We start from the raw sequence: 20,562 nt of genomic DNA on the forward strand, positions 1-20,562 counted from the left end.
GGGGGCGCCGCCACAGGCGCCCCCGGCTCCCCGTGCCGTTCGCACATACGGCACGGGGAGTTCGTACGGCCACGGAAGAGATGGCAACTCATGTCAGTGCAGACCCAAGGCACGGACACGGCCGGGGAGCCCGCTGTCCGCAAGGCCCGGACACCGGGGCCGCCCAGGGGGGCGGAGCGTGACTCCAGTTCCCCGTCCCGCCGCGGTGCCGCCGCCCCCTACCTCCTGCTGCTGCCCGCGCTGCTGGCCACGGTGGTCCTGCTCGGCTGGCCCCTGGTCAAGAACGGCATGCTGTCGTTCCAGAACCTCAACCCGCGGCAGCTCATCCAGCACCTCACCGAGTGGAACGGCGTCGACAACTACCGGCAGGTGCTGTCCGAGCCGGAGTTCTGGCACGTCGTCGAGCGCACCGTCTTCTTCACCGCCGCCAACGTCGTGCTCATCATGGTGCTCGGCACCCTCATCGGGCTGCTGCTGGCCCGGCTCGGCAAGCGGATGCGGCTGCTGCTCCTGGTGGGCCTCGTCCTGGCCTGGGCGATGCCCCCCATCGCCGCCACCACCGTCTACCAGTGGCTGTTCGCCCAGCGCTTCGGTGTCGTCAACTGGACGCTGGACAAGCTCGGCTGGCATTCCATGGCCGACCACAACTGGCTGGGCAGCCAGTTCTCCACCTTCTCCGTGGTCGTCCTGCTGATCGTGTGGCAGTCGATCCCGTTCGTGGCGATCAACCTGTACGCCGCCACCACCACGATCCCCAGGGAGCTGTACGAGGCCGCCTCCCTGGACGGCGCCGGCGCCTGGCAGAGCTTCACCTCGGTGACCCTGCCCTTCCTGCGGCCCTTCCTCTACGCGACGACCTTCCTCGAGGTCATCTGGGTCTTCAAGGCGTTCACCCAGATCTTCGCCATCAACCAGGGCGGCCCCGACCGCCTCACCGAGACCCTGCCGATCTACGCCTTCGTCGAGGGCGTCGGCAACCAGCACTTCGGAGTCGGCGCGGCGATCTCCTTCCTGACCATCCTGGTGCTGCTCGTCATCACCTCGTACTACCTGCGCATGGTGCTCAAGCAAGAGGAGGACGAGCTGTGAAGCGCTCGCTCTTCGGCCGCATCTGGCCAAACGCGACCGCCGTGGTCCTCTTCGTCGGCTTCGTGTTCCCCGTCTACTGGATGTTCGCCACGGCCTTCAAACCGACCGGCGACATCATCTCCGACAACCCCGTCTGGTTTCCGACGAACGTCACCCTCGGCCACTTCAAGAAGGCCATCCACGCCGACCACTTCTGGACACTGGTCGTCAACTCCGTCACCGTCACGGTGCTGTCGGTGGTCTTCTCCCTCGTCATCGCCCTGTTCGCGGCCTTCGCACTCGCCCGGATGCGGTTCCGGGGCCGGCGCGGGCTCATCGTGACGTTCATGCTGGCGCAGATGGCCCCCTGGGAAGTCCTGATCATCGCCATCTACATGATCGTCCGCGACAACGACATGCTGGACAGCCTGGTGCCGCTCACCGTGTTCTACACGATGATGGTGCTCCCGCTGACCGTCCTGACGCTGCGCGGCTATGTGGCCGCCGTACCGAAGGACCTGGAGGAGGCGGCCATGGTCGACGGCTGCACCCGCACGCAGGCCTTCGTCCGGGTCATCTTCCCCCTGCTGGCCCCCGGTCTGATGGCGACCTCGCTGTTCGGGTTCATCACCGCCTGGAACGAGTACCCGCTCGTCCTGATCCTCAACAAGGACATCGAGAAGCAGACCCTGCCGCTGTGGCTGTCGCAGTTCCAGACCGCCTTCGGCGACGACTGGGGCGCCACGATGGCCGCCTCGTCCCTGTTCGCGCTGCCCATCCTGATCCTCTTCATCTTCCTGCAACGCAAGGCCGTCAGCGGCCTGACCGACGGCGCCGTGAAGGGATGACACCGCCGATGACCACACTCGCCACCGGCCCGGACACCCTCACCCGCGACGCCCTGGCCGTGCTCCAGCCGGGGTTCGACGGCACCACCGCGCCCGACTGGGTGCGCCGCCGCCTCGGCGAAGGGCTCGCCTCCGTCGCCCTGTTCGGCCGCAACGTCGTCACCGAGAGCCAGGTCACCGCGCTCACCGCGCAGTTGCGGGCCGAACGGGACGACCTGCTGGTCGCCATCGACGAGGAGAGCGGCGACGTCACCCGCCTGGATGTGCGCACCGGCTCCTCCTTCCCCGGCAACCACGCCCTCGGCGCCGTCGACGACCCCGCCCTCACCCGGGCCGTCTCCCGCGAACTCGGCCGCCGCCTGGCCGCCTGCGGCGTCAACTTCGACTGGGCCCCGTCCGCCGACGTCAACGCCAACCCCGACAACCCCGTCATCGGAGTGCGCTCCTTCGGCGCGAGCACCGACCTGGTCGCCCGGCACACCGCAGCCTGGGTCGAGGGCCTGCAGTCCACCGGCGTCGCCGCCTGCACCAAGCACTTCCCGGGCCACGGCGACACCAACGTCGACTCCCACCACGCCGTACCCCGCATCGACGTCGACGCGAGGACCCTGTACGAGCGGGAACTGCCCCCGTTCCGCGCGGCCATCGCCGCCGGCACCCGGGCCGTCATGAGCGCGCACATCCTCGTGCCCGCCCTCGACCCGGACCGCCCCGGCACCCTCTCCCGCCGCATCCTCACCGAACTGCTCCGCGAGGAACTCGGCTACCAGGGCCTGATCGTCACCGACGGCATGGAGATGCGCGCGATCTCCGGCACCTACGGCCTGGAGCACGGCGTGGTCCTCGCCATCGCGGCCGGTGCCGACGCCATCTGCGTCGGCGGCGGGCTGTGCGACGAGGGCACCGTGCTCAAGCTGCGGGACGCGCTCGTGGCCGCCGTACGCTCCGGCGAACTGCCCGAGGAACGGCTCGCCGACGCGGCCGCCCGGGTACGGCACCTGGCCGCATGGACCGCCGGGGCGCGCGCCGCCGCGTCCGGGACCGTGCCCGACCCCGAGATCGGCCTGGTCGCGGCCCGCCGCGCGCTGCGAGTGACCCGCGCCGGCACCGCCGTACCGGTCGACAAACCCGCCTACGTCGCCCAGTTCGAGCCAGCCCGCAACATCGCCGTCGGCGACCAGACCCCCTGGGGCGTGGCCGCCGAGCTGGAGCGGCTGCTGCCCGGCACCGACTCCGGCTCCTTCACCGGCGAGGGCGCCGGTGAGGCGGCCCTCGCCGCGGCCGACGGCCGCCGGATCGTCGCCGTGGTCCGCGACGAGCACCGGCACGACTGGATGCGCGCCGCCCTCGACACCCTGCTCGCCGCCCGCCCCGACACCGTCGTCGTCGAGATGGGCCTGCCCCAGGCCGCCCCGCGCGGCGCCCTGCACATCGCCACCTACGGCGCCGCCCGGGTCTGCGGTGTGGCGGCGGCCGAGGCCGTCGTCGCGGGCTGACGCACCTTCTCCACCGGCCGCCCGCAGGAGCGGGCGGCCCGCTCGACCTTGCTCTTTCCCCGGATCCCAACCGCACCTTGTGTTCCAGAGGAATCGCATGCAGACGCCCCACCCCGACCCCCACCCCCACCTCCACCGAGCCGTCTCCGCCCGCCCCTACTTCAGCGCCGACGGCGAGACCTACCTCGCCCCGACGCCCCTGCGCCACATCGAGAAGTCCCAGCCCCTCAGGGCGCTCTCCGAAGAGGACTTCGCCTTCTGGCAGACCTACGGCTACGTCGTCGTCCGCGAGGCCATCACCCCCGGCGAGGCCAAACAACTCCTCGACTTCGCCTGGCAGTTCCAGGGCCTCGACCCCGACCGCCCCGACACCTGGTACGAGGAACCGGAGTTCCGCTCCGAACTCGACCGGCACCTGTTCATCTACGGCTTCGTCGAGGCCTACCACCACCAGCTCATCTGGGACAGCCGGCAGACCCGGCGGGTCTACGACGCGTTCGTGGACGTATGGGACTGCGAGGAGCTGTGGGTCACCCTGGACCGGCTCAACCTCAACCCGCCCAACACACGCACCCGTTCCCGCTCCCTGATCGAACCCACCGACGAGGGCTTCGACATCGAGCTGCACTGGGATGTCGACACCACCCTCGCCGTCCTCCCGCAGCGCGTCCAGGGCATCATCGCCCTGGGCGACACCCGGCCCGAACTCGGCGGCTTCCAGTGCGCCCCCGAGCTCTTCCGCCGCTTCGAGGAGTGGCGCGTGGCCCAGCCGCCCGGCCGCGACCCGGTCCGGCCCGGCACCGACCGCGCCGAGTTCCCGGTGATCCGCCCCGACCTCCAGGCCGGCGACCTGCTGATCTTCAACGGGCTGCTGGCGCACGGCGTGGCACCGAACCTCTCCGACAACGCTGTCCGAGCCGTCCAGTACCTGTCGATGATGCCCGCGCTGGAGGAGCACACCACCCTGCGCGACTCCCGGATCGACTCCTGGCGCACCCTCGCGACCCCCGACTGGAACGCCACCCTCCTCGGCGACGCCCGCGAGCCGGAGGCCGAGCGCTACGGGCCCGCCACGCTCAACCCGCTCGGCAGAAGACTGCTCGGCCTGGACTCCTGGACCGCCACGGCGGAAGAGGCGCAGTGAACCACCGGATCTGCCTGTGCCTGCCGACCAACCGGGCCTGCTCCGCCACCCTCACCGCGATCAACGACGAGGCCGCCTACGCCGCCCAGCGCTTCGGCGCCGACGTCCAGTTACTGATCCTCGACTCCTCCGACGACCGCACCCGCGCCGAGCACGCCCGGGTCGTCGCCGGACTCCACCCGGCGCCCGGAGTCACCGTCCACCACCTCGACGAGTCCGAGCAGCGCGCCTTCCTGCGCCGGACGATCGAGCGCGCGGGCCTCCCCGAGCCCGACCGCCTGCTCCACCTCATGCTCCCGCCGACCGTCTCCTACGGCGCCTGCACCAACCGCGCCTTCCTGCTGGCCACAGCCCTCGGCTGCCGCTCGCTGCACCGCAGGGACTCCGACAGCACCTACCAACTCCACGCCGGACAGCCGGTGTACCCGGTTCACCACGAACTGCCCTGGCTGGGCCGTCCCGCCGCCGAGGCCACGGCGGACGGCCTGCCCACCGACCTCGACCCGGCGCTGCTGGGCCGTCCGGTGTCCCTGGCCGGAGCCTCCTTCATCGGCGAACTCTCCGTGGACATAGGGGAGATGCGACAGCTGGACGAGGGGGCTTACCACGACGTCGTCAGCCTCTGGGCACCCGGCGACTGGCCCGAGGAACGCAAACGGCATCTGGTCGAGGAGTCCTTCACCGGCGCGGGCACGACACCCTTCACCGGCGACCGGGCGACCCTCACCGTGGTCGACCCGATGCGCGTCGACATGTGCAACATCGCCTTCGACCACGCGATCTACGCACGCGTCCCGCTCCCGCCCGCCACCGACACCATCGGCAGCGACTACTTCCTCCTCCACCTGGTCCACGACGCCGCCCTGCCCGGCATCCTGCACAACCGCCACATCGAGAACTTCCACACCCCCGAACGCCGCACCGACACCGGCTTCCCGGCCTACCAGCGGCGGTTCGTGAAGTTCCTGCTGTCGATGCTCTACTTCCACCACGTCTACGACCGGATGGCGGACGAGGGCGCCGGTCTGCTGGACGAGCGGCACCGGGTACGGCCCGACCGCATCGTGGACCTCCTGCGGGAGAGCACCGGCCTGGACCGCACCGAGAACGTCTGGCGACTGGACCGCGTGGACACGGCGTACCGCAAATTGGGCGGCCGTTACGCCGCGTTCGCCGGCCAACTGGCCGAGGAGCGCGACCGGTTACTGGACGAGGCCGAGTCGGACATCGCGGACTACGCGTACCTGGTCGAGGCTTGGCCGGCACTGATGGAAGCGACCCGCACATGAGCGCCCCGCAGGGGCGCGGGGCCCTGCCTGATATGCGGCTACCGCCGCGTGGGCGCGACCAACCACAACGAGCCGGCAGTGAACCACTCAGCAAACCCCTCACCACGGAACTCGTCGCAGCCGAAACCGACCGCATCATCTACGACCTCACCGGCATAGAGGATCAATACACCGCCCTGCTGACCGAGTTGCCCGGAATTCAAGTCCGCTTCGCCCTGAAATCCTGCCCCGTGGACGGAGTCCTCCGCTGTCTGGCCGCCGCAGGCGCCGGCTTCGACGCGGCAAGCCCCGCCGAAATCACCCAGGCCCTCCAGGTCGGCGCGCACCCCGACCACATCCATTACGGCAACACCATCAAGTCCGACCGAGACATCGCCGAAGCCCACCGCCTGGGTGTCCGCACGTTCGCCACCGACAGCATCGAGGACGTCACCGCCATCGCCGCACACGCCCCGAGGGCACGGGTGTTCTGCCGTCTGGCCACCGGAGGTGAGGGCGCTCTGTGGGGCCTCAACCGCAAGTTCGGCTGCACCCCCGACGACGCCGTCCGGGTGCTGGCGGCGGCCCGCGCGGCCGGACTCACCCCGGCCGGCCTGTCCGTGCACGTCGGCTCCCAGCAGATGACCGGCGAGGCCTGGCAGCAGGCCCTCGACACCCTCGCCGGGACTCTGACGGCGCTGGCCGGGCGGGGGATCGTACCCGACCACGTCAACCTCGGCGGTGGCCTGCCCGCGCTCGGCTACCAGGACCGCCATGGCAACCCCCTCGACCCGCCCCTGGACAAGATCTTCACCGTGCTCCGCGAGGGCATGGACCGGCTGCGCGGCCTCACGCCCTCCCCGCTCGGCTTCGTGATGGAACCGGGCCGTCACCTGGTCGCCGACCACGGTGCCGTCCGCGCCCACGTCTCCCGCCTGACCCGCCGCAGGCAGCCGGACGGCACCGTCGCCCACTGGCTCTACCTGAGCTGCGGCAAGTTCAACGGCCTCTACGAGATGGACCAGTTGACGCATCGCATGGTGTTCCCGGACCACCTCGGAGCACAGGAGTACGTCTCCGCGATCGTCGCCGGCCCCACCTGCGACAGCGACGACGCCTACGGCGAGGGCCGGTACCCGGTGCGCGTGCCGGCGTCCGTCACCTCCGGCGACCCGGTGTGGATCCTCTCCGCCGGCGCCTACGCCACCAGCTATACGACCCAGGGCTTCAACGGCATCGGTCCGCTGCCCTGCGTGTGCGTCCGCGGCCAGGAAGGACACCACTGACATGACACACCTCATACGCGGCATCACCGAGGCCGACTGGCCCGACGTGGTGGCCCTGGAAGCGGAGGCCTACGCGGACACCGGGCTCACGGAGGGGGAGGCCGCGCTGCGCTCCCGGGGCTTTGCGGGCACCTGCCTCGTCCTGGACCTCGACGGCCGGATCGCGGGCTACGCACTGGCCCTGCCCTACCCGAGGTTCCGCTACCCCGACCTGACCCGGCCCGAGAAGACCCCCCACTGCTCCGCCAACCTCCACCTGCACGACCTCGTCGTCGCCGCGCCCCTGCGGCGCAGAGGGCTCGGCAGCCGTATGGCCCGCCATCTGACGGACGTGGCCCGCACCCGTGGATTCGAGACCATGTCCCTGATCGCGGTCGCAGGCAGGGAACCCTTCTGGCGGGCCAACGGCTACCGCCCGCACCACGAGGCACGCCTGCCGGCCGGTTACGGCAGCGGCGCGGTGTACATGTCGGCGCGGCTCGCCGCCGTGCGGAAGGCGAGCTGATGTCCACACACTCCTTCCCGCGCGCCAAGTGGTCCATCGCGGCGCTGTTCTGCTTCCTCGGCCTCCAGTACGGCACCTGGGTCTCCCGCCTGCCCGCGCTGAAGACCCGGCTGGACCTGGGCGCCGGGGAGGTGGGCCTGCTGCTGATGGCCTGCGGGGCCGGCGCGGCGGCCTCCTTCCCGCTGGTCGCCGCCCTGATGCGGCGCCTCGGCTCCCGGCGGCTGTCCCTGGCCTCGGCCGCGTGCCTCATCGCGGTCCTGGCCGCCCTGTCCGCCGTACCGAACTACCCGCTCGCCCTCCTGGCCGTCTGCGCCGACGGAGTCGCGGTCGGCTGCCTCAACGTCGCCATGAACGCCCAGGGCGCCGCGCTGGAGAAGGCGTACGGGCGCACCGCCATGTCCCAGCTGCACGCCACGTTCAGCGCCGGTCTGCTGGCCGGTGCCCTGCTGACCTCGGGCGTGACCACGTGGACCGCGTCGGTGCCGGCGCACTTCACCGTGGCCGGGGCCCTGTTGCTGCTCCTGCTCGCCGGCGCCCGCTCCGGGCTGCTCACCCAGACGGAACCGGGGACGCCGGGCGAGCCGAGGCGGAACCGCCGCCGGGGCCTTCCCTCCTGGCCGACCCTGCTGATGGGCTGCGCCATGGCCTCCGGCACCATCACCGAGGGCGCGATGAACGACTGGTCGACGCTCTACCTGAAGGACGTCGTCAAGGCCTCGGCGTCCGTGGCCCCGCTGGGCATCGCGGTCGTCTCCGCGATGATGCTGCTGGCCCGCGTGTGCGCCGACCGCTGGCGCACCCGTTTCGGCGACGGCCGGGTGGTCCGGGCCGGCAGCGCGGTGGCCGCCGCCGGACTGGCCCTCGCCCTTCTCGCCGGCGGGCTGGTCCCGACGCTCCTCGGCTTCGCCTGCGTCGGCCTCGGCGCGGCCGCCGTCACCCCGTGCGTGTACGTCGCGGCCGCCGGCCACGGCTCCGACGCCCTGGCCCTGGTCGCCGCGATGGGCACCACCGGCCTGCTGGCGGGCCCGGCCCTGATCGGCTTCGTCGCGAGCGCCACGAGCCTCACCCTCGGCATGGCGACCGTCGCCGCGTCGGCCCTGATCGTGACGCTGACCGCGCTCCGAATCCCCTGGCCCGACCACCGCACCCAGACACCAGCGGCCGAACCCCGGCCTTCGTTCAGCGGGCCGTGAGGATCTGCGGCGCGGCGCTGTGCGGGGCCTCAGTCCTCGGCCGCGTTCCACAGCTCCCTGAGTTCCGCCCAGTCCGGTGCCGGGCCCGGCAGCGCGGCGGCCCGGTCGACGGCCGGGGTGCGCAGCCCGGTCGGAGCGGAGCGCTCCGCTCCAAATGAATCCGCACAGAGCCGCCGCACCTCCTTCCGACCCGCAGGTCAGCAGGTCAAAAGGCGGTGCGGCGGCTCGTTCCCGACGCAGGCTCAGATATCCCGGAAAATCTCGATCTGCGCCCCGATCGAATTCAGCCGCTCGGCGAGATCCTCGTAACCCCGGTTGATGACATACACGTTCCGCAGCACCGACGTGCCCTCGGCCGCCATCATCGCCAGCAGGACGACCACCGCGGGGCGCAGGGCCGGCGGGCACATCATCTCGGCGGCGCGCCAGCGGGTGGGGCCCTCGACCAGGACCCGGTGCGGGTCGAGGAGCTGGAGGCGGCCGCCGAGGCGGTTGAGGTCCGTGAGGTAGATCGCGCGGTTGTCGTAGACCCAGTCGTGGATCAGGGTCTTGCCCTGCGCCACCGCCGCGATCGCCGCGAAGAACGGGACGTTGTCGATGTTCAGGCCCGGGAAGGGCATGGGGTGGATCTTGTCGATCGGGGCTTCGAGCTTGGAGGGGCGGACGGTCAGGTCGACCAGGCGGGTGCGGCCGTTGTCCGCGAAGTACTCGGGCGACCGGTCGTGGTCGAGGCCCATCTCCTCCAGGACCGCGAGCTCGATCTCCAGGAACTCGATGGGGACGCGGCGCACGGTCAGTTCGGACTCCGTCACCACCGCGGCGGCCAGCAGGCTCATCGCCTCGACCGGGTCCTCGGAGGGGGAGTAGTCGACGTCGACATCGATGTTCGGCACACCGTGCACGGTCAGCGTGGTGGTGCCGATGCCCTCGACCTTGACGCCCAGGGCCTCCAGGAAGAAGCACAGGTCCTGGACCATGTAGTTGGAGGAGGCGTTGCGGATGACCGTCACGCCGTCGTGCCGGGCGGCGGCCAGCAGCGCGTTCTCGGTCACGGTGTCGCCGCGCTCGGTCAGCACGATCGGACGGTCGGGACGGACCGTGCGGTCGACCCGCGCGTGGTACTGGCCCTCGGTGGCCGCGATGTCCAGGCCGAACCGGCGCAGTGCGATCATGTGCGGTTCGATGGTCCGCGTGCCGAGGTCGCAGCCGCCGGCGTACGGCAGTTTGAAGTGGTCCATGCGGTGCAGCAGCGGACCGAAGAACATGATGATCGAGCGGGTGCGTACGGCGGCCTCCGCGTCGATCGCCGCCATCTCCAGCTGGGCCGGCGGCACCAGTTCCAGGTCGACGCCGTCGTTGATCCAGCGGGTGCGCACGCCGATGGAGTTGAGGACCTCCAGCAGGCGGTACACCTCCTCGATGCGGGCCACCCGGCGCAGCACCGTGCGCCCCTTGTTCAGCAGCGAGGCGCACAGCAGGGCGACGCAGGCGTTCTTGCTGGTCTTCACGTCGATGGCGCCGGACAGACGGCGGCCGCCCACCACGCGCAGATGCATCGGGCCCGCGTACCCCAGCGACACGATCTCGCTGTCCAGGGCTTCTCCTATGCGGGCAATCATCTCAAGGCTGATGTTCTGGTTCCCGCGCTCGATCCGGTTGACCGCGCTCTGGCTGGTGCCCAGCGCCTCCGCGAGCTGCGTCTGTGTCCAGCCTCGGTGTTGCCGGGCGTCACGGATGAGCTTGCCGATGCGTACGAGGTAGTCGTCTGCCATGAGGTTGAGGTTATCTCAGATATGAGATGGCGCCCGCCGGGGGGTCCATTCGGGTGACGGCACGTCAGTGGCCTGCGGGTTCACGGGGGATGTCGTACATGTGGGTGATTCATCCCTGGGTGCCCCGTTATTCGGCTTCCCGTGCGTACCGTCCGTCATTCCCGCGCGGCCGAGGAAAAGCGACACGGCCCGGCCCGGCCGGGCATGACCATCCAGCGCCCATGTACTAGAGTTATCTCGACATCGAGATATCTGCCAGGCGCACCGCAACCGCCACCCACTAAGGGTTACCTAACTTAGCCTTACCTTAGCGGATCGGCCCAGCCGGGGTGGCGGCACGATTGACGGTGGTACGCGCACATCAATGAAGGAGACTGTCGTGTCGGCGAACAGCTTCGACGCCCGCAGCACGCTGCAGGTGGGCGACGAGTCGTACGAGATCTTCCGGCTGGACAAGGTGGAGGGCTCGGCCCGCCTGCCGTACAGCCTCAAGGTCCTGCTGGAGAACCTGCTCCGCACGGAGGACGGCGCGAACATCACCGCCGACCACATCCGCGCCCTCGGCAACTGGGACTCCCAGGCCCAGCCCAGCCAGGAGATCCAGTTCACGCCGGCCCGCGTGATCATGCAGGACTTCACCGGCGTGCCCTGTGTCGTGGACCTCGCGACCATGCGTGAGGCCGTGAAGGAGCTCGGCGGCGACCCCGCCAAGATCAACCCGCTGGCGCCGGCCGAGCTGGTCATCGACCACTCCGTCATCGCCGACAAGTTCGGCACCAACGACGCCTTCAAGCAGAACGTCGAGCTGGAGTACGGTCGCAACAAGGAGCGCTACCAGTTCCTGCGCTGGGGCCAGACCGCCTTCGACGAGTTCAAGGTCGTCCCCCCGGGCACCGGCATCGTCCACCAGGTGAACATCGAGCACCTGGCCCGTGTCGTGATGGTCCGCGACGGCAAGGCCTACCCGGACACCCTGGTCGGCACCGACTCGCACACCACGATGGTCAACGGCCTCGGCGTCCTCGGCTGGGGCGTCGGCGGCATCGAGGCCGAGGCCGCCATGCTCGGCCAGCCGGTCTCCATGCTCATCCCGCGCGTCGTCGGCTTCAAGCTCACCGGTGAGCTGCCCACCGGCACCACCGCCACCGACCTGGTGCTCACCATCACCGAGATGCTCCGCAAGCACGGTGTGGTCGGCAAGTTCGTCGAGTTCTACGGTGAGGGCGTCGCCGCCACCTCCCTCGCGAACCGCGCCACCATCGGCAACATGTCCCCGGAGTTCGGCTCCACCGCGGCGATCTTCCCGATCGACGACGAGACCCTGAACTACCTGCGCCTGACCGGCCGCTCCGAGCAGCAGGTCGCCCTCGTCGAGGCCTACGCCAAGCAGCAGGGCCTCTGGCTGGACCCGAAGGCCGAGCCGGACTTCTCCGAGAAGCTCGAGCTGGACCTGTCGACCGTCGTCCCGTCCATCGCCGGCCCGAAGCGCCCGCAGGACCGCATCGTCCTGGCCAACGCCGCCGAGCAGTTCAAGCAGGACGTCCGCAACTACGTGGACGACATCGACGAGGCGGGCAAGGAGTCCTTCCCGGCCTCCGACGCCCCGGCCGTCCACCCGAACGGCTTCCCGACCAACCCGGTTCCGGTCACGGCCCCCGACGGCACCACCTACGAGCTGGACCACGGTGCGGTGACGGTCGCGGCCATCACCTCCTGCACCAACACCTCCAACCCGTACGTCATGATCGGCGCCGCCCTGGTCGCCAAGAAGGCGGTCGAGAAGGGCCTGAGCCGCAAGCCGTGGGTCAAGTCCACCCTCGCCCCGGGCTCGAAGGTCGTCACCGACTACTTCGAGAAGGCCGGCCTCACCCCGTACCTGGACAAGCTGGGCTTCAACCTGGTCGGTTACGGCTGCACCACCTGCATCGGCAACTCCGGCCCGCTGCCGGAGGAGGTCTCCAAGGCCGTCAACGACCACGACCTCGCCGTCACCTCGGTCCTGTCCGGCAACCGGAACTTCGAGGGCCGGATCAACCCCGACGTCAAGATGAACTACCTGGCGTCCCCGCCGCTCGTCGTCGCCTACGCCATCGCGGGTTCCATGAAGGTGGACATCACCCGTGACGCCCTGGGCACCGACCAGGACGGCAACCCGGTCTACCTGAAGGACATCTGGCCGACCGAGGCCGAGGTCAACGACGTCGTCGCGAGCGCCATCGGCGAGGACATGTTCTCCAAGTCCTACAGCGACGTCTTCGCGGGCGACGCCCAGTGGCAGTCCCTCCCGGTCCCGACCGGCAACACCTTCGAGTGGGACCCGCAGTCCACCTACGTCCGCAAGCCCCCGTACTTCGAGGGCATGGGCATGGAGCCGGCCCCGGTCGAGGACATCGCCGGCGCCCGGGTCCTGGCCAAGCTGGGCGACTCGGTCACCACCGACCACATCTCCCCGGCCGGTGCGATCAAGGCCGACACCCCGGCCGGCCAGTACCTCACGGAGCACGGCGTCGAGCGCCGCGACTTCAACAGCTACGGCTCGCGCCGCGGCAACCACGAGGTCATGATCCGCGGTACGTTCGCCAACATCCGCCTGCGCAACCAGATCGCGCCGGGCACCGAGGGCGGCTACACCCGCGACTTCACCCAGGACGGCGGTCCGGTGTCGTTCATCTACGACGCCTCCCGCAACTACATCGAGCAGGGCATCCCGCTGGTCGTCCTGGCCGGCAAGGAGTACGGCTCCGGCTCGTCCCGCGACTGGGCCGCCAAGGGCACCGCGCTGCTCGGCGTCAAGGCCGTCATCGCCGAGTCGTACGAGCGCATCCACCGCTCGAACCTCATCGGCATGGGCGTCCTGCCGCTGCAGTTCCCGGAGGGCTCCACCGCCGAGTCCCTCGGTCTGACCGGCGAGGAGACCTTCTCCATCTCCGGCGTGACCGAGCTGAACGACGGCACCACGCCGCGCACGGTCAAGGTCACCACCGACACCGGTGTCGAGTTCGACGCGGTCGTCCGCATCGACACCCCCGGTGAGGCCGACTACTACCGCAACGGCGGCATCATGCAGTACGTGCTGCGCAACCTGATCCGCAAGTAAGCGGCAGGCACGGCGGTTCAGGGCCGCACCCCCGGCACCGGGGGTGCGGCCCTTCGCCGTCCCTCCCGCGACCGGGTCATCGGCCCGGCTCAGTGGGAACACAGCCTTCCCCCGGCGGACCGGCACAGTATTGCTGCCTGTCTGGCGCCCCCGGTTCCCGTACGGGTCACCTCCGCACACCGAACGTCCACGACGAACCGGCCCCCACCGGAGCCACCCAGCCGACGGGGAGGTCCAGATGACCCGGCGCCCCCTGCGCACCCGCCTGCCGCTCCTCTTCACCGCCGTCCTCGGCTGCGTGTGCGCCGCGCTCGTGCTCATTACCGTCCTCGCCCACGCGCCTATGTGATGGGCGAGTTGGACGACCGGGTGAGTGACGCCGCCGGGCACGGGGTGACCGGGGCCGCGCGGCACCCCGAACACCCCGCCGACCTCGCCGTCCGCCTACGGCAGTGCCTGCTCCGCCCAGATCACCTTGCCCTGCGGGCTGTACCGAACGCCCCAGCGCTCGGTCATCTGCGAGACCAGGAACAGACCCCGGCCGCCCTCGTCGGTGGTTGCGGCGTACCGCAGATGCGGCGAGGTGTTGCTGCCGTCGGAGACCTCGCAGATCAGCGTGCGGTCACGGATCAGCCGCACCCGGATCGGCTCGCCGCCGTAGCGGATGGCGTTGGTGATCAACTCGCTGAGCACGAGTTCCGTGGCGAAGCCCAGCTCGGCAAGGCCCCACTCGTCCAGTTTCCCGGACACGGCCAGGCGCATGTCCGACACGGCCTCCGGAACGGGCGGCACGTCCCACTCGGCGACCTGGTCGGGCATCAGTGCCCGGGTGCGCGCGACGAGCAGCGCGACGTCGTCCGTGGGCCGCCCGGGCAGCAGCTCGTCCAGCACCGCCTGGCAGCTCGCGTCCGGTGCCCGGCCGGGATGGCCCGCGAGGGACTGCGCCAGCAGCTCCATGCCCACGTCCAGGTCGCGGGCGCGGTCCTCGATGAGACCGTCGGTGTACATCACCAGCTCGGTGCCCTCGGCCAGCTCGAACTCCGCCGTCTGGAACGGCATGCCCCCGATGCCGAGCGGGGGCCCGGCCGGCAGGTCGGCGAAGGTGACGCTGCCGTCGGGGCGGACCAGCGCCGGTGCCAGGTGCCCCGCCCGCGCCATGGTGCAGCGGCGGGTCACCGGATCGTAGATCGCGTACAGACAGGTGGCACCGGCTATCTCCCCGGTCGCCCCCGCGCAGCCCTCGTCCTGGTCGATGCGGCCGACCAGGTCGTCCAGATGGCCCAGCAGCTCGTCGGGCGGCAGGTCGAGGGTGGAGAAGTTGTGCACCGCGGTGCGCAGTCGTCCCATGGTGGCGGCCGCGTGCAGACCATGCCCGACCACGTCACCGACGACCAGCGCCACCCGGCTCCCCGGCAGCGGGATCACGTCGAACCAGTCCCCGCTCACCCCCGACTGCGCGGGGAGATAGCGGTAACCGACGTCGAGGGCGCTCTGCTCGGGCAGCGCCCGCGGCAACAGGCTGCGCTGCAGGGTGACCGCCACCGCGTGCTCACGGGCGTACCGGCGGGCGTTGTCGATGCTCACCGCGGCGCGGGCCACCAGCTCCTCCGCCAGGGACAGGTCCTCCTCGTCGAAGGGGTCCCGCTTGGCCCGGTAGAAGTTCGCCATGCCCAGCACGACACCGCGGGCCCGGATCGGGGCGACGATGAGCGACTGGATGCCGTAGTCGAGGATCTCCCTGGTGCGCCGCGGATCCTGAGCCTGCCAGCCCTGCGCGGCGGAAAGATCGATCACCAGCTCCGAGCGGCCGCTGCCGTACCCGCGGGCCTGCGGCGTGGACGGATGGAAGTCGATCAGCCGGTCCTTCTCGTAGAGCGGATGGTCGTCCCGGACGCCATGGACGGCGATGCGCCGCATGTCCGTGGCGGTGGCGGCCGGCTCCTCGCCGTGCAGCACGGCGTCGGCCAGATCCACGGTGACGAAGTCGGCGAAGCGCGGCACGGCGACCCGCGCCAGCTCGTCCGCCGTGCGCTCCACGTCCAGCGTGGTGCCGACGCCGAGACCGGCGTCGTACAGCAGCTTGAGCCGCTCCCTGGCGACCTCGGCCCGTCCGGACAGCGCCTGCAGCTCGGTCGTGTCGCGCAGGGTCACCACGGTGCCCCTGGGGCCTCCGGCCCGGTCCGTGGGCCGCTGGTTGACCGCCAGCAGCCGGTCCCCGGCGAACAGCACCTCGTCGGTGGCCACGCGCCCGGAGACGAGCAGGTCAGCGAAGTCGGGATCGAGGCCCGCCAACTCGGAGACATGGTGCCCCTCGGCCTCGGCGGGCAGCTCCAGCAGCCGCCTGGCCTCGTCGTTGACCAGCATCAGCCGCCCGTCGGCGCCGACGATGAGCACGCCTTCCCGCACCGAGTGCAGCACCGTGTCATGGTGCTCGTACATGCGGGTCATCTCGTCCGGGGCCAGGCTGTGGGTCTGCCTGCGCAGCCGCCTGCCCACCAGCGCCGTGCCCCCGGTCGACACCACGAGCGCCGCGGCCCCGGCGGTGAGGATGATCGGCAGCTGCCGGTTCACCTCATGGGTGACGTTCTTGACCTTCATCCCGGCGGAGACGAGCGCGACCACCTTGCCGTGGGGGTCGTCGATCGGCACGGTCGCCTGTTCCTCGTGGCCCAGCGGGCCGTGCACGCTCTCCGTGTACACCTTGCCGGCCAGTGACGGACCGATCTGGCCCACGAACCGCTTTCCGATCTTGCTGGGGATCGGGTGGGTGTAGCGGATGCCGTGGGTGTCCATGACGACGATGAAGTCGACGCCGGCGGACTTGCGCCCCGCCTCGGTGAGCGGCTGGAGGATCTTGGAAGGGTTGGGCGCGTGCAGCGCCTGCAGGACGCCGGGGGAGTGCGCGAAGGTCTGGGCGACGGCGATCGACCGTCGTCTGGCCTCGGTACTGGTGTCCCGTTCCGACTGCAGGACGAGGGCGAGGACGGCGCAGAGCACGATTGCCACGACCAGCGCCACCTGCAGCACGAAGACCTGCCCGGCGACGCTCCGCGGGCTTTTGCCGATCACAGACCGCCAGGAGTGACGCCTGAGCCGGTCAGTCATGTCCGACATGCGGCCTTTGTAGCACCGGCTTCACCCGGGTGGCTATGGCCGTTCCACGGGCTGGACGCGTGTCGCCTCCCCAGGGGCGCGGATCGTCCCAGGTCACGAGCGTCGGGGCGGGTCCGGAGGTGGCTGGGGGATTCGGTGCCCGAACCGCTCTGGGCGGACCCGGTGTTCGTGCACCGGGTCCGCGAGCCGGGCGGGTGAGGGGGGTGTTGGGAACCCGCCCGGGTGGTGCTGGCTTGTGAGGTGCGCCGAGTGCACGACAACGTTGTCTTATGGTCTGTACATGACTCTACCGCGGCAACCGACAACGATGTCAACCCACTTGTGGTAACCCGACCGGGTGATCCAGGCGTGCGCCTGCCGAGGCATACGCGATCTTCCCGCGGTCTTCCGTGGTACCGCTGGGGCGCGTTACTGTCCCTGCGGCTTGTGCGACCCGTGGTGCGCGACCCCTCCGTAAGGAGGAAGGGCCGCGTATGCGTTTCCGCCCCCTGTCCCTGTTACTGGCCGCGCTTCTCACCACCGGCGCCGCCGCCACCCCCGCGGCGACCACCGCACCTCCCGGCCTCGTCAAGGACCCCACCGGGTACGTCGATCCGCTGATCGGCACCAGGAACGGCGGCGATGTCTTCCCGGGCGCCGTCGTGCCCTTCGGCATGCTCTCCTGGAGTCCCGAGAACACCAGAGGGGACGCCACCAGAACCGCCGCCCCCGGTGGCTACCAGTACGACGCCACCCGCGTCCGGGGCTTCAGCCTCACCCACATGTCCGGCACCGGCTGCGCGGGCGGCAGCGGCGACATCCCGTTCTTCCCGTACGCCGGCGAGGTCACCTCCTCCCCGGCGAGCGACACCGAGGACGCCGTCTACGCCTCCGGCTTCGGCCACGCCGACGAGACCGCCGAGCCCGGCCACTACAAGGTGGGCCTCGCCTCCGGGGTCACCGCCGACCTCACCGCCACCGCGCGCACCGGCTCGGCCCGCTTCACCTTCCCGCCCGGCAAGCCCGCCTCGCTGCTGGTGCGCACCGCCAACTCCGAGCTCGGCTCGGCGGACTCGACCGTCACGATCGACCCGGAGAGCCGTACGATCTCCGGTTCCGTCACCTCCGGCGACTTCTGCGGCTACCTCGACCCCGAGGGCCGGCGCGCCTACTACACCCTCTACTTCACCGCCCGCTTCGACGGCGCCTTCCGGAGCACCGGCACCTGGCAGGACGACAAGCTGAACCCCGGCTCCCGCACGGCCTCCGGCGGCACCGGCGGCTTCAGGCACGGCGGACGGCCCGTCGCGGGCAAGGGCGCCGGCGGATACGTCGAGTTCGCGCCCGGCACCGGACCGGTGAACGTCAAGGTCGGCATCTCCTACGTCAGCCGGCAGGCCGCCGAGGCCAACCTCGCCGCCGAGAACCCACCCGGCCGCTCCTTCGACGACGTCGAGAGCGCGGCCCGCCGGGCCTGGCGCGCACGGCTCGGCCAGGTCCGCGTCGGCGGCGGCACGGACGCCGACCGCACCACCTTCTACACCGCGCTGTACCACGCGCTGCTGCATCCCAACGTCATCAGCGACGCCGACCGCCGATACCGCGGCAGCGACGGCGAGGTCCATACGGTGGGCCACGGCCATCAGGCCCAGTACGGCACCTTCTCCGGCTGGGACGTCTACCGCGACCAGGTGCAGCTGCTCACCCTGCTCGACCCGAGCACCGGTTCCGACATCGCCCAGTCGCTGTACGAGCTGGCCCGGCAGAACGGCGGCACCTGGGACCGCTGGCTGCACGGTGCGAGCGGCACCCACGTCATGAACGGCGACCCCTCGCCGACCGCACTGGCCGGCATCCGGGCCTTCGGCGGCACCGGCTTCGACCTGCACGGCGCCCTGGACTCGCTGGCCCGGGCGGCCACCGTCCCGACCGCACAGGACCTGTCCCCGGCGGGCAAACCGGTGCTGTCCGCCGGCCAGCGCCCCTCGCTGGACAAGTACCTCGCGCTGCACTACATGCCGAGCGTCTCCAACGCCTGGGGCGGCGCCGCCGAGACCCTGGAGATGTCCACGGCCGACTTCTCGATCTCCCAACTCGCCGCCGCGGCAGGGGAGAAGGACACGGCCGCGACCTTCCGGCGCCGTGCCCAGTGGTGGCAGAACAACTTCGACATCGCCGCCGACAGGACCGGTGGCTACATCGCCAACCGCAAGGCGGACGGCAGCTGGGCCACCGGCTTCACCCCGGACACCGGCAACGGTTTCGTGGAGGGCACGGCCGCCCAGTACACCTGGATGGTCCCGCACGACCCGGCGGGTCTGTTCGCCGCGCTCGGCGGCCGGGACAAGGCACTCGCCCGGCTCGACGACTTCTTCCACGACGCCGACGGCGGCTGGGCCCTCACCGGCCACGGCGGCACCAAGTCCGAGCTCGACAACGAGCCGTCGATCAACGTCCCCTACCTCTACGACTACGCGGGCGCCCCGTACAAGGCACAGGAGACCGTACGGGCCGCCATGCGGCAGCTGTGGTCGACCGCGCCCGGCGGCATCCCCGGCAACGACGACCTCGGCGCGATGTCGGCCTGGTACGTCTTCTCGGCCCTCGGCATGTATCCACAGGTGCCCTCCCGCGCCGAACTCGTCCTCGCCTCACCGCTGTTCGAGCGCGTGGAGATCAGCAGGCCGCGGGGCAACGACATCTCCATCCGCGCGAGCGGAGCGGCGCCCGACGCGCCGTACGTCCAGTCCCTGAAGGTCGACGGCCGCAGCAGCGACCGCCCCTGGCTGCCGGCGTCCTTCGTCCGGGACGGCGGCACCCTGGACTACACCCTCTCCGGCACCCCGAACCGGACCTGGGGCAGCGACCCCGGGTCCGCCCCGCCGTCCTTCCGCGAGGGCGAGCAGCCGTACCAGATCGGCGTCGGCCCCACCGCCGCCACGCTCGCCCCCGGCGACAGCACCAGGACCGTCGTCCGCGCGCTGTCCCTGACCGGCGGCACCGGCCCCGAGGTGCGCTTCCGGGTGGACACCCCGGCCGGTGTCACGGCCACGCCCGCCGAGGGCACGGTCACCGACGGCGTCCAGGAGATCACCCTCACCGCCGCGAAGACCGCCGCACAGGGCTTCGCCGACGTCACGATCACGGTGACCTCGGGCGACACCTCCTACCGGCAGCCGGTCACGCTCACCGTGGCCGCCCCCGGCACCCTGCTCGCCGCCTACGACAACACCGGAATCTCCGACGACACGGGCGAGCACGACGAGGCCGACTACGACGGCGGCGGCTGGAGCTACTCCCGCCAGGCCCTCGCCGCGGCCGGCCTGACGCCCGGCGGGCCGGGCACGGTCGACGGCCTCGCCTTCACCTGGCCGAACTCACCCGACGGCCGCCCGGACAACGCCTCGGGAACCGGCCGGACCATCCAACTCACCGACCCTGCAAGCACGTTGTCCTTCATCGGCAGCGCGGTCAACGGCAACCAGCAGACCACGGCGACCGTCACCTACACCGACGGCACGACCGACACCGTCGACCTCTCCTTCACCGACTGGACCATCGGCGGCGGAGGCGGCACCGTCCAGTACGGCAACGAGGTCGTCGCCAGGACCACGTACCACAATGTCGTGGGCGCCGACAAGGACCCGGTGGCCACCTACGTCTTCGCCACCAGGCCCTTCACCGCACCGGACGGGAAGACCATCGCGAGCGTCCGGCTCCCGCAGAACGGCGACCTGCATGTGTTCACCCTCGCCACCGGCTGACCGATCACACGGCAAGGGGGGCGGACCC

The 20,562-nt window shown here is 70.8% G+C and carries 13 protein-coding genes; 10 read left to right on the forward strand and 3 right to left on the reverse strand.

All coding sequences use genetic code 11. The annotated features are described in order from the left end of the window. Positions 1 to 90: 90 nt before the first annotated feature. From ACWCQS_RS29030 to ACWCQS_RS29065, 8 genes are all read left to right on the forward strand, one after another. A complete protein-coding gene (locus ACWCQS_RS29030) occupies positions 91 to 1,089 on the forward strand; it encodes a carbohydrate ABC transporter permease (protein WP_388624616.1) in 999 nt (332 codons plus the stop codon). After that, positions 1,086 to 1,916 carry a carbohydrate ABC transporter permease gene (locus ACWCQS_RS29035; protein ID WP_450983332.1) on the forward strand — a complete coding sequence of 277 codons (831 nt, stop codon included), beginning with the start codon at positions 1,086 to 1,088 and terminating at the stop codon, positions 1,914 to 1,916. Before ACWCQS_RS29030 ends, ACWCQS_RS29035 begins: the two co-directional genes overlap by 4 nt. Positions 1,917 to 1,924: 8 nt before the next feature. Continuing rightward, a complete protein-coding gene (locus ACWCQS_RS29040; protein WP_451007187.1) occupies positions 1,925 to 3,412 on the forward strand; it encodes a glycoside hydrolase family 3 protein in 1,488 nt (495 codons plus the stop codon). Positions 3,413 to 3,509: 97 nt separating this feature from the next. Then, positions 3,510 to 4,556, forward strand: a complete 1,047-nt coding sequence (locus ACWCQS_RS29045; RefSeq protein ID WP_451007188.1) for a phytanoyl-CoA dioxygenase family protein — start codon at positions 3,510 to 3,512, stop codon at positions 4,554 to 4,556. Next, complete coding sequence (locus tag ACWCQS_RS29050) at positions 4,553 to 5,845, forward strand: DUF6271 family protein (RefSeq protein WP_451007189.1); 1,293 nt, start codon at positions 4,553 to 4,555, stop codon at positions 5,843 to 5,845. Before ACWCQS_RS29045 ends, ACWCQS_RS29050 begins: the two co-directional genes overlap by 4 nt. Beyond that, on the forward strand, positions 5,842 to 7,110 hold the full coding sequence (locus tag ACWCQS_RS29055) for a type III PLP-dependent enzyme (protein WP_451007190.1): 1,269 nt from the start codon (positions 5,842 to 5,844) through the stop codon (positions 7,108 to 7,110). Before ACWCQS_RS29050 ends, ACWCQS_RS29055 begins: the two co-directional genes overlap by 4 nt. A gap of 1 nt (position 7,111) precedes the next feature. Further along, on the forward strand, positions 7,112 to 7,615 hold the full coding sequence (locus ACWCQS_RS29060; protein WP_451007191.1) for a GNAT family N-acetyltransferase: 504 nt from the start codon (positions 7,112 to 7,114) through the stop codon (positions 7,613 to 7,615). Then, positions 7,615 to 8,808, forward strand: a complete 1,194-nt coding sequence (locus tag ACWCQS_RS29065; protein ID WP_451007192.1) for an MFS transporter — start codon at positions 7,615 to 7,617, stop codon at positions 8,806 to 8,808. Before ACWCQS_RS29060 ends, ACWCQS_RS29065 begins: the two co-directional genes overlap by 1 nt. Before the next feature lie 29 nt (positions 8,809 to 8,837). Here ACWCQS_RS29065 and ACWCQS_RS29070 read toward each other — a convergent pair whose 3' ends face one another. After that, entirely contained in the window at positions 8,838 to 8,987 is a 150-nt protein-coding gene (locus ACWCQS_RS29070; RefSeq protein WP_451007193.1) for a hypothetical protein, read from the reverse strand. Positions 8,988 to 9,050: 63 nt separating this feature from the next. Continuing rightward, positions 9,051 to 10,580, reverse strand: a complete 1,530-nt coding sequence (locus ACWCQS_RS29075) for a helix-turn-helix domain-containing protein (protein ID WP_451007194.1) — start codon at positions 10,578 to 10,580, stop codon at positions 9,051 to 9,053. A gap of 379 nt (positions 10,581 to 10,959) precedes the next feature. On the opposite strand from ACWCQS_RS29075, the gene acnA reads away from it, so the two are divergent. Next, positions 10,960 to 13,677, forward strand: coding sequence for an aconitate hydratase AcnA (gene acnA, locus ACWCQS_RS29080; protein WP_451007195.1), 2,718 nt, complete (start codon positions 10,960 to 10,962; stop codon positions 13,675 to 13,677). 444 nt (positions 13,678 to 14,121) lie between these two features. Here acnA and ACWCQS_RS29085 read toward each other — a convergent pair whose 3' ends face one another. Continuing rightward, positions 14,122 to 16,791 carry a SpoIIE family protein phosphatase gene (locus tag ACWCQS_RS29085; RefSeq protein ID WP_451007196.1) on the reverse strand — a complete coding sequence of 890 codons (2,670 nt, stop codon included), beginning with the start codon at positions 16,789 to 16,791 and terminating at the stop codon, positions 14,122 to 14,124. A gap of 473 nt (positions 16,792 to 17,264) precedes the next feature. On the opposite strand from ACWCQS_RS29085, the gene ACWCQS_RS29090 reads away from it, so the two are divergent. After that, positions 17,265 to 20,534, forward strand: a complete 3,270-nt coding sequence (locus tag ACWCQS_RS29090) for a GH92 family glycosyl hydrolase (RefSeq protein WP_451007197.1) — start codon at positions 17,265 to 17,267, stop codon at positions 20,532 to 20,534. Positions 20,535 to 20,562: the final 28 nt, after the last annotated feature.

The organism is Streptomyces sp. NPDC002076, assembly GCF_053593835.1.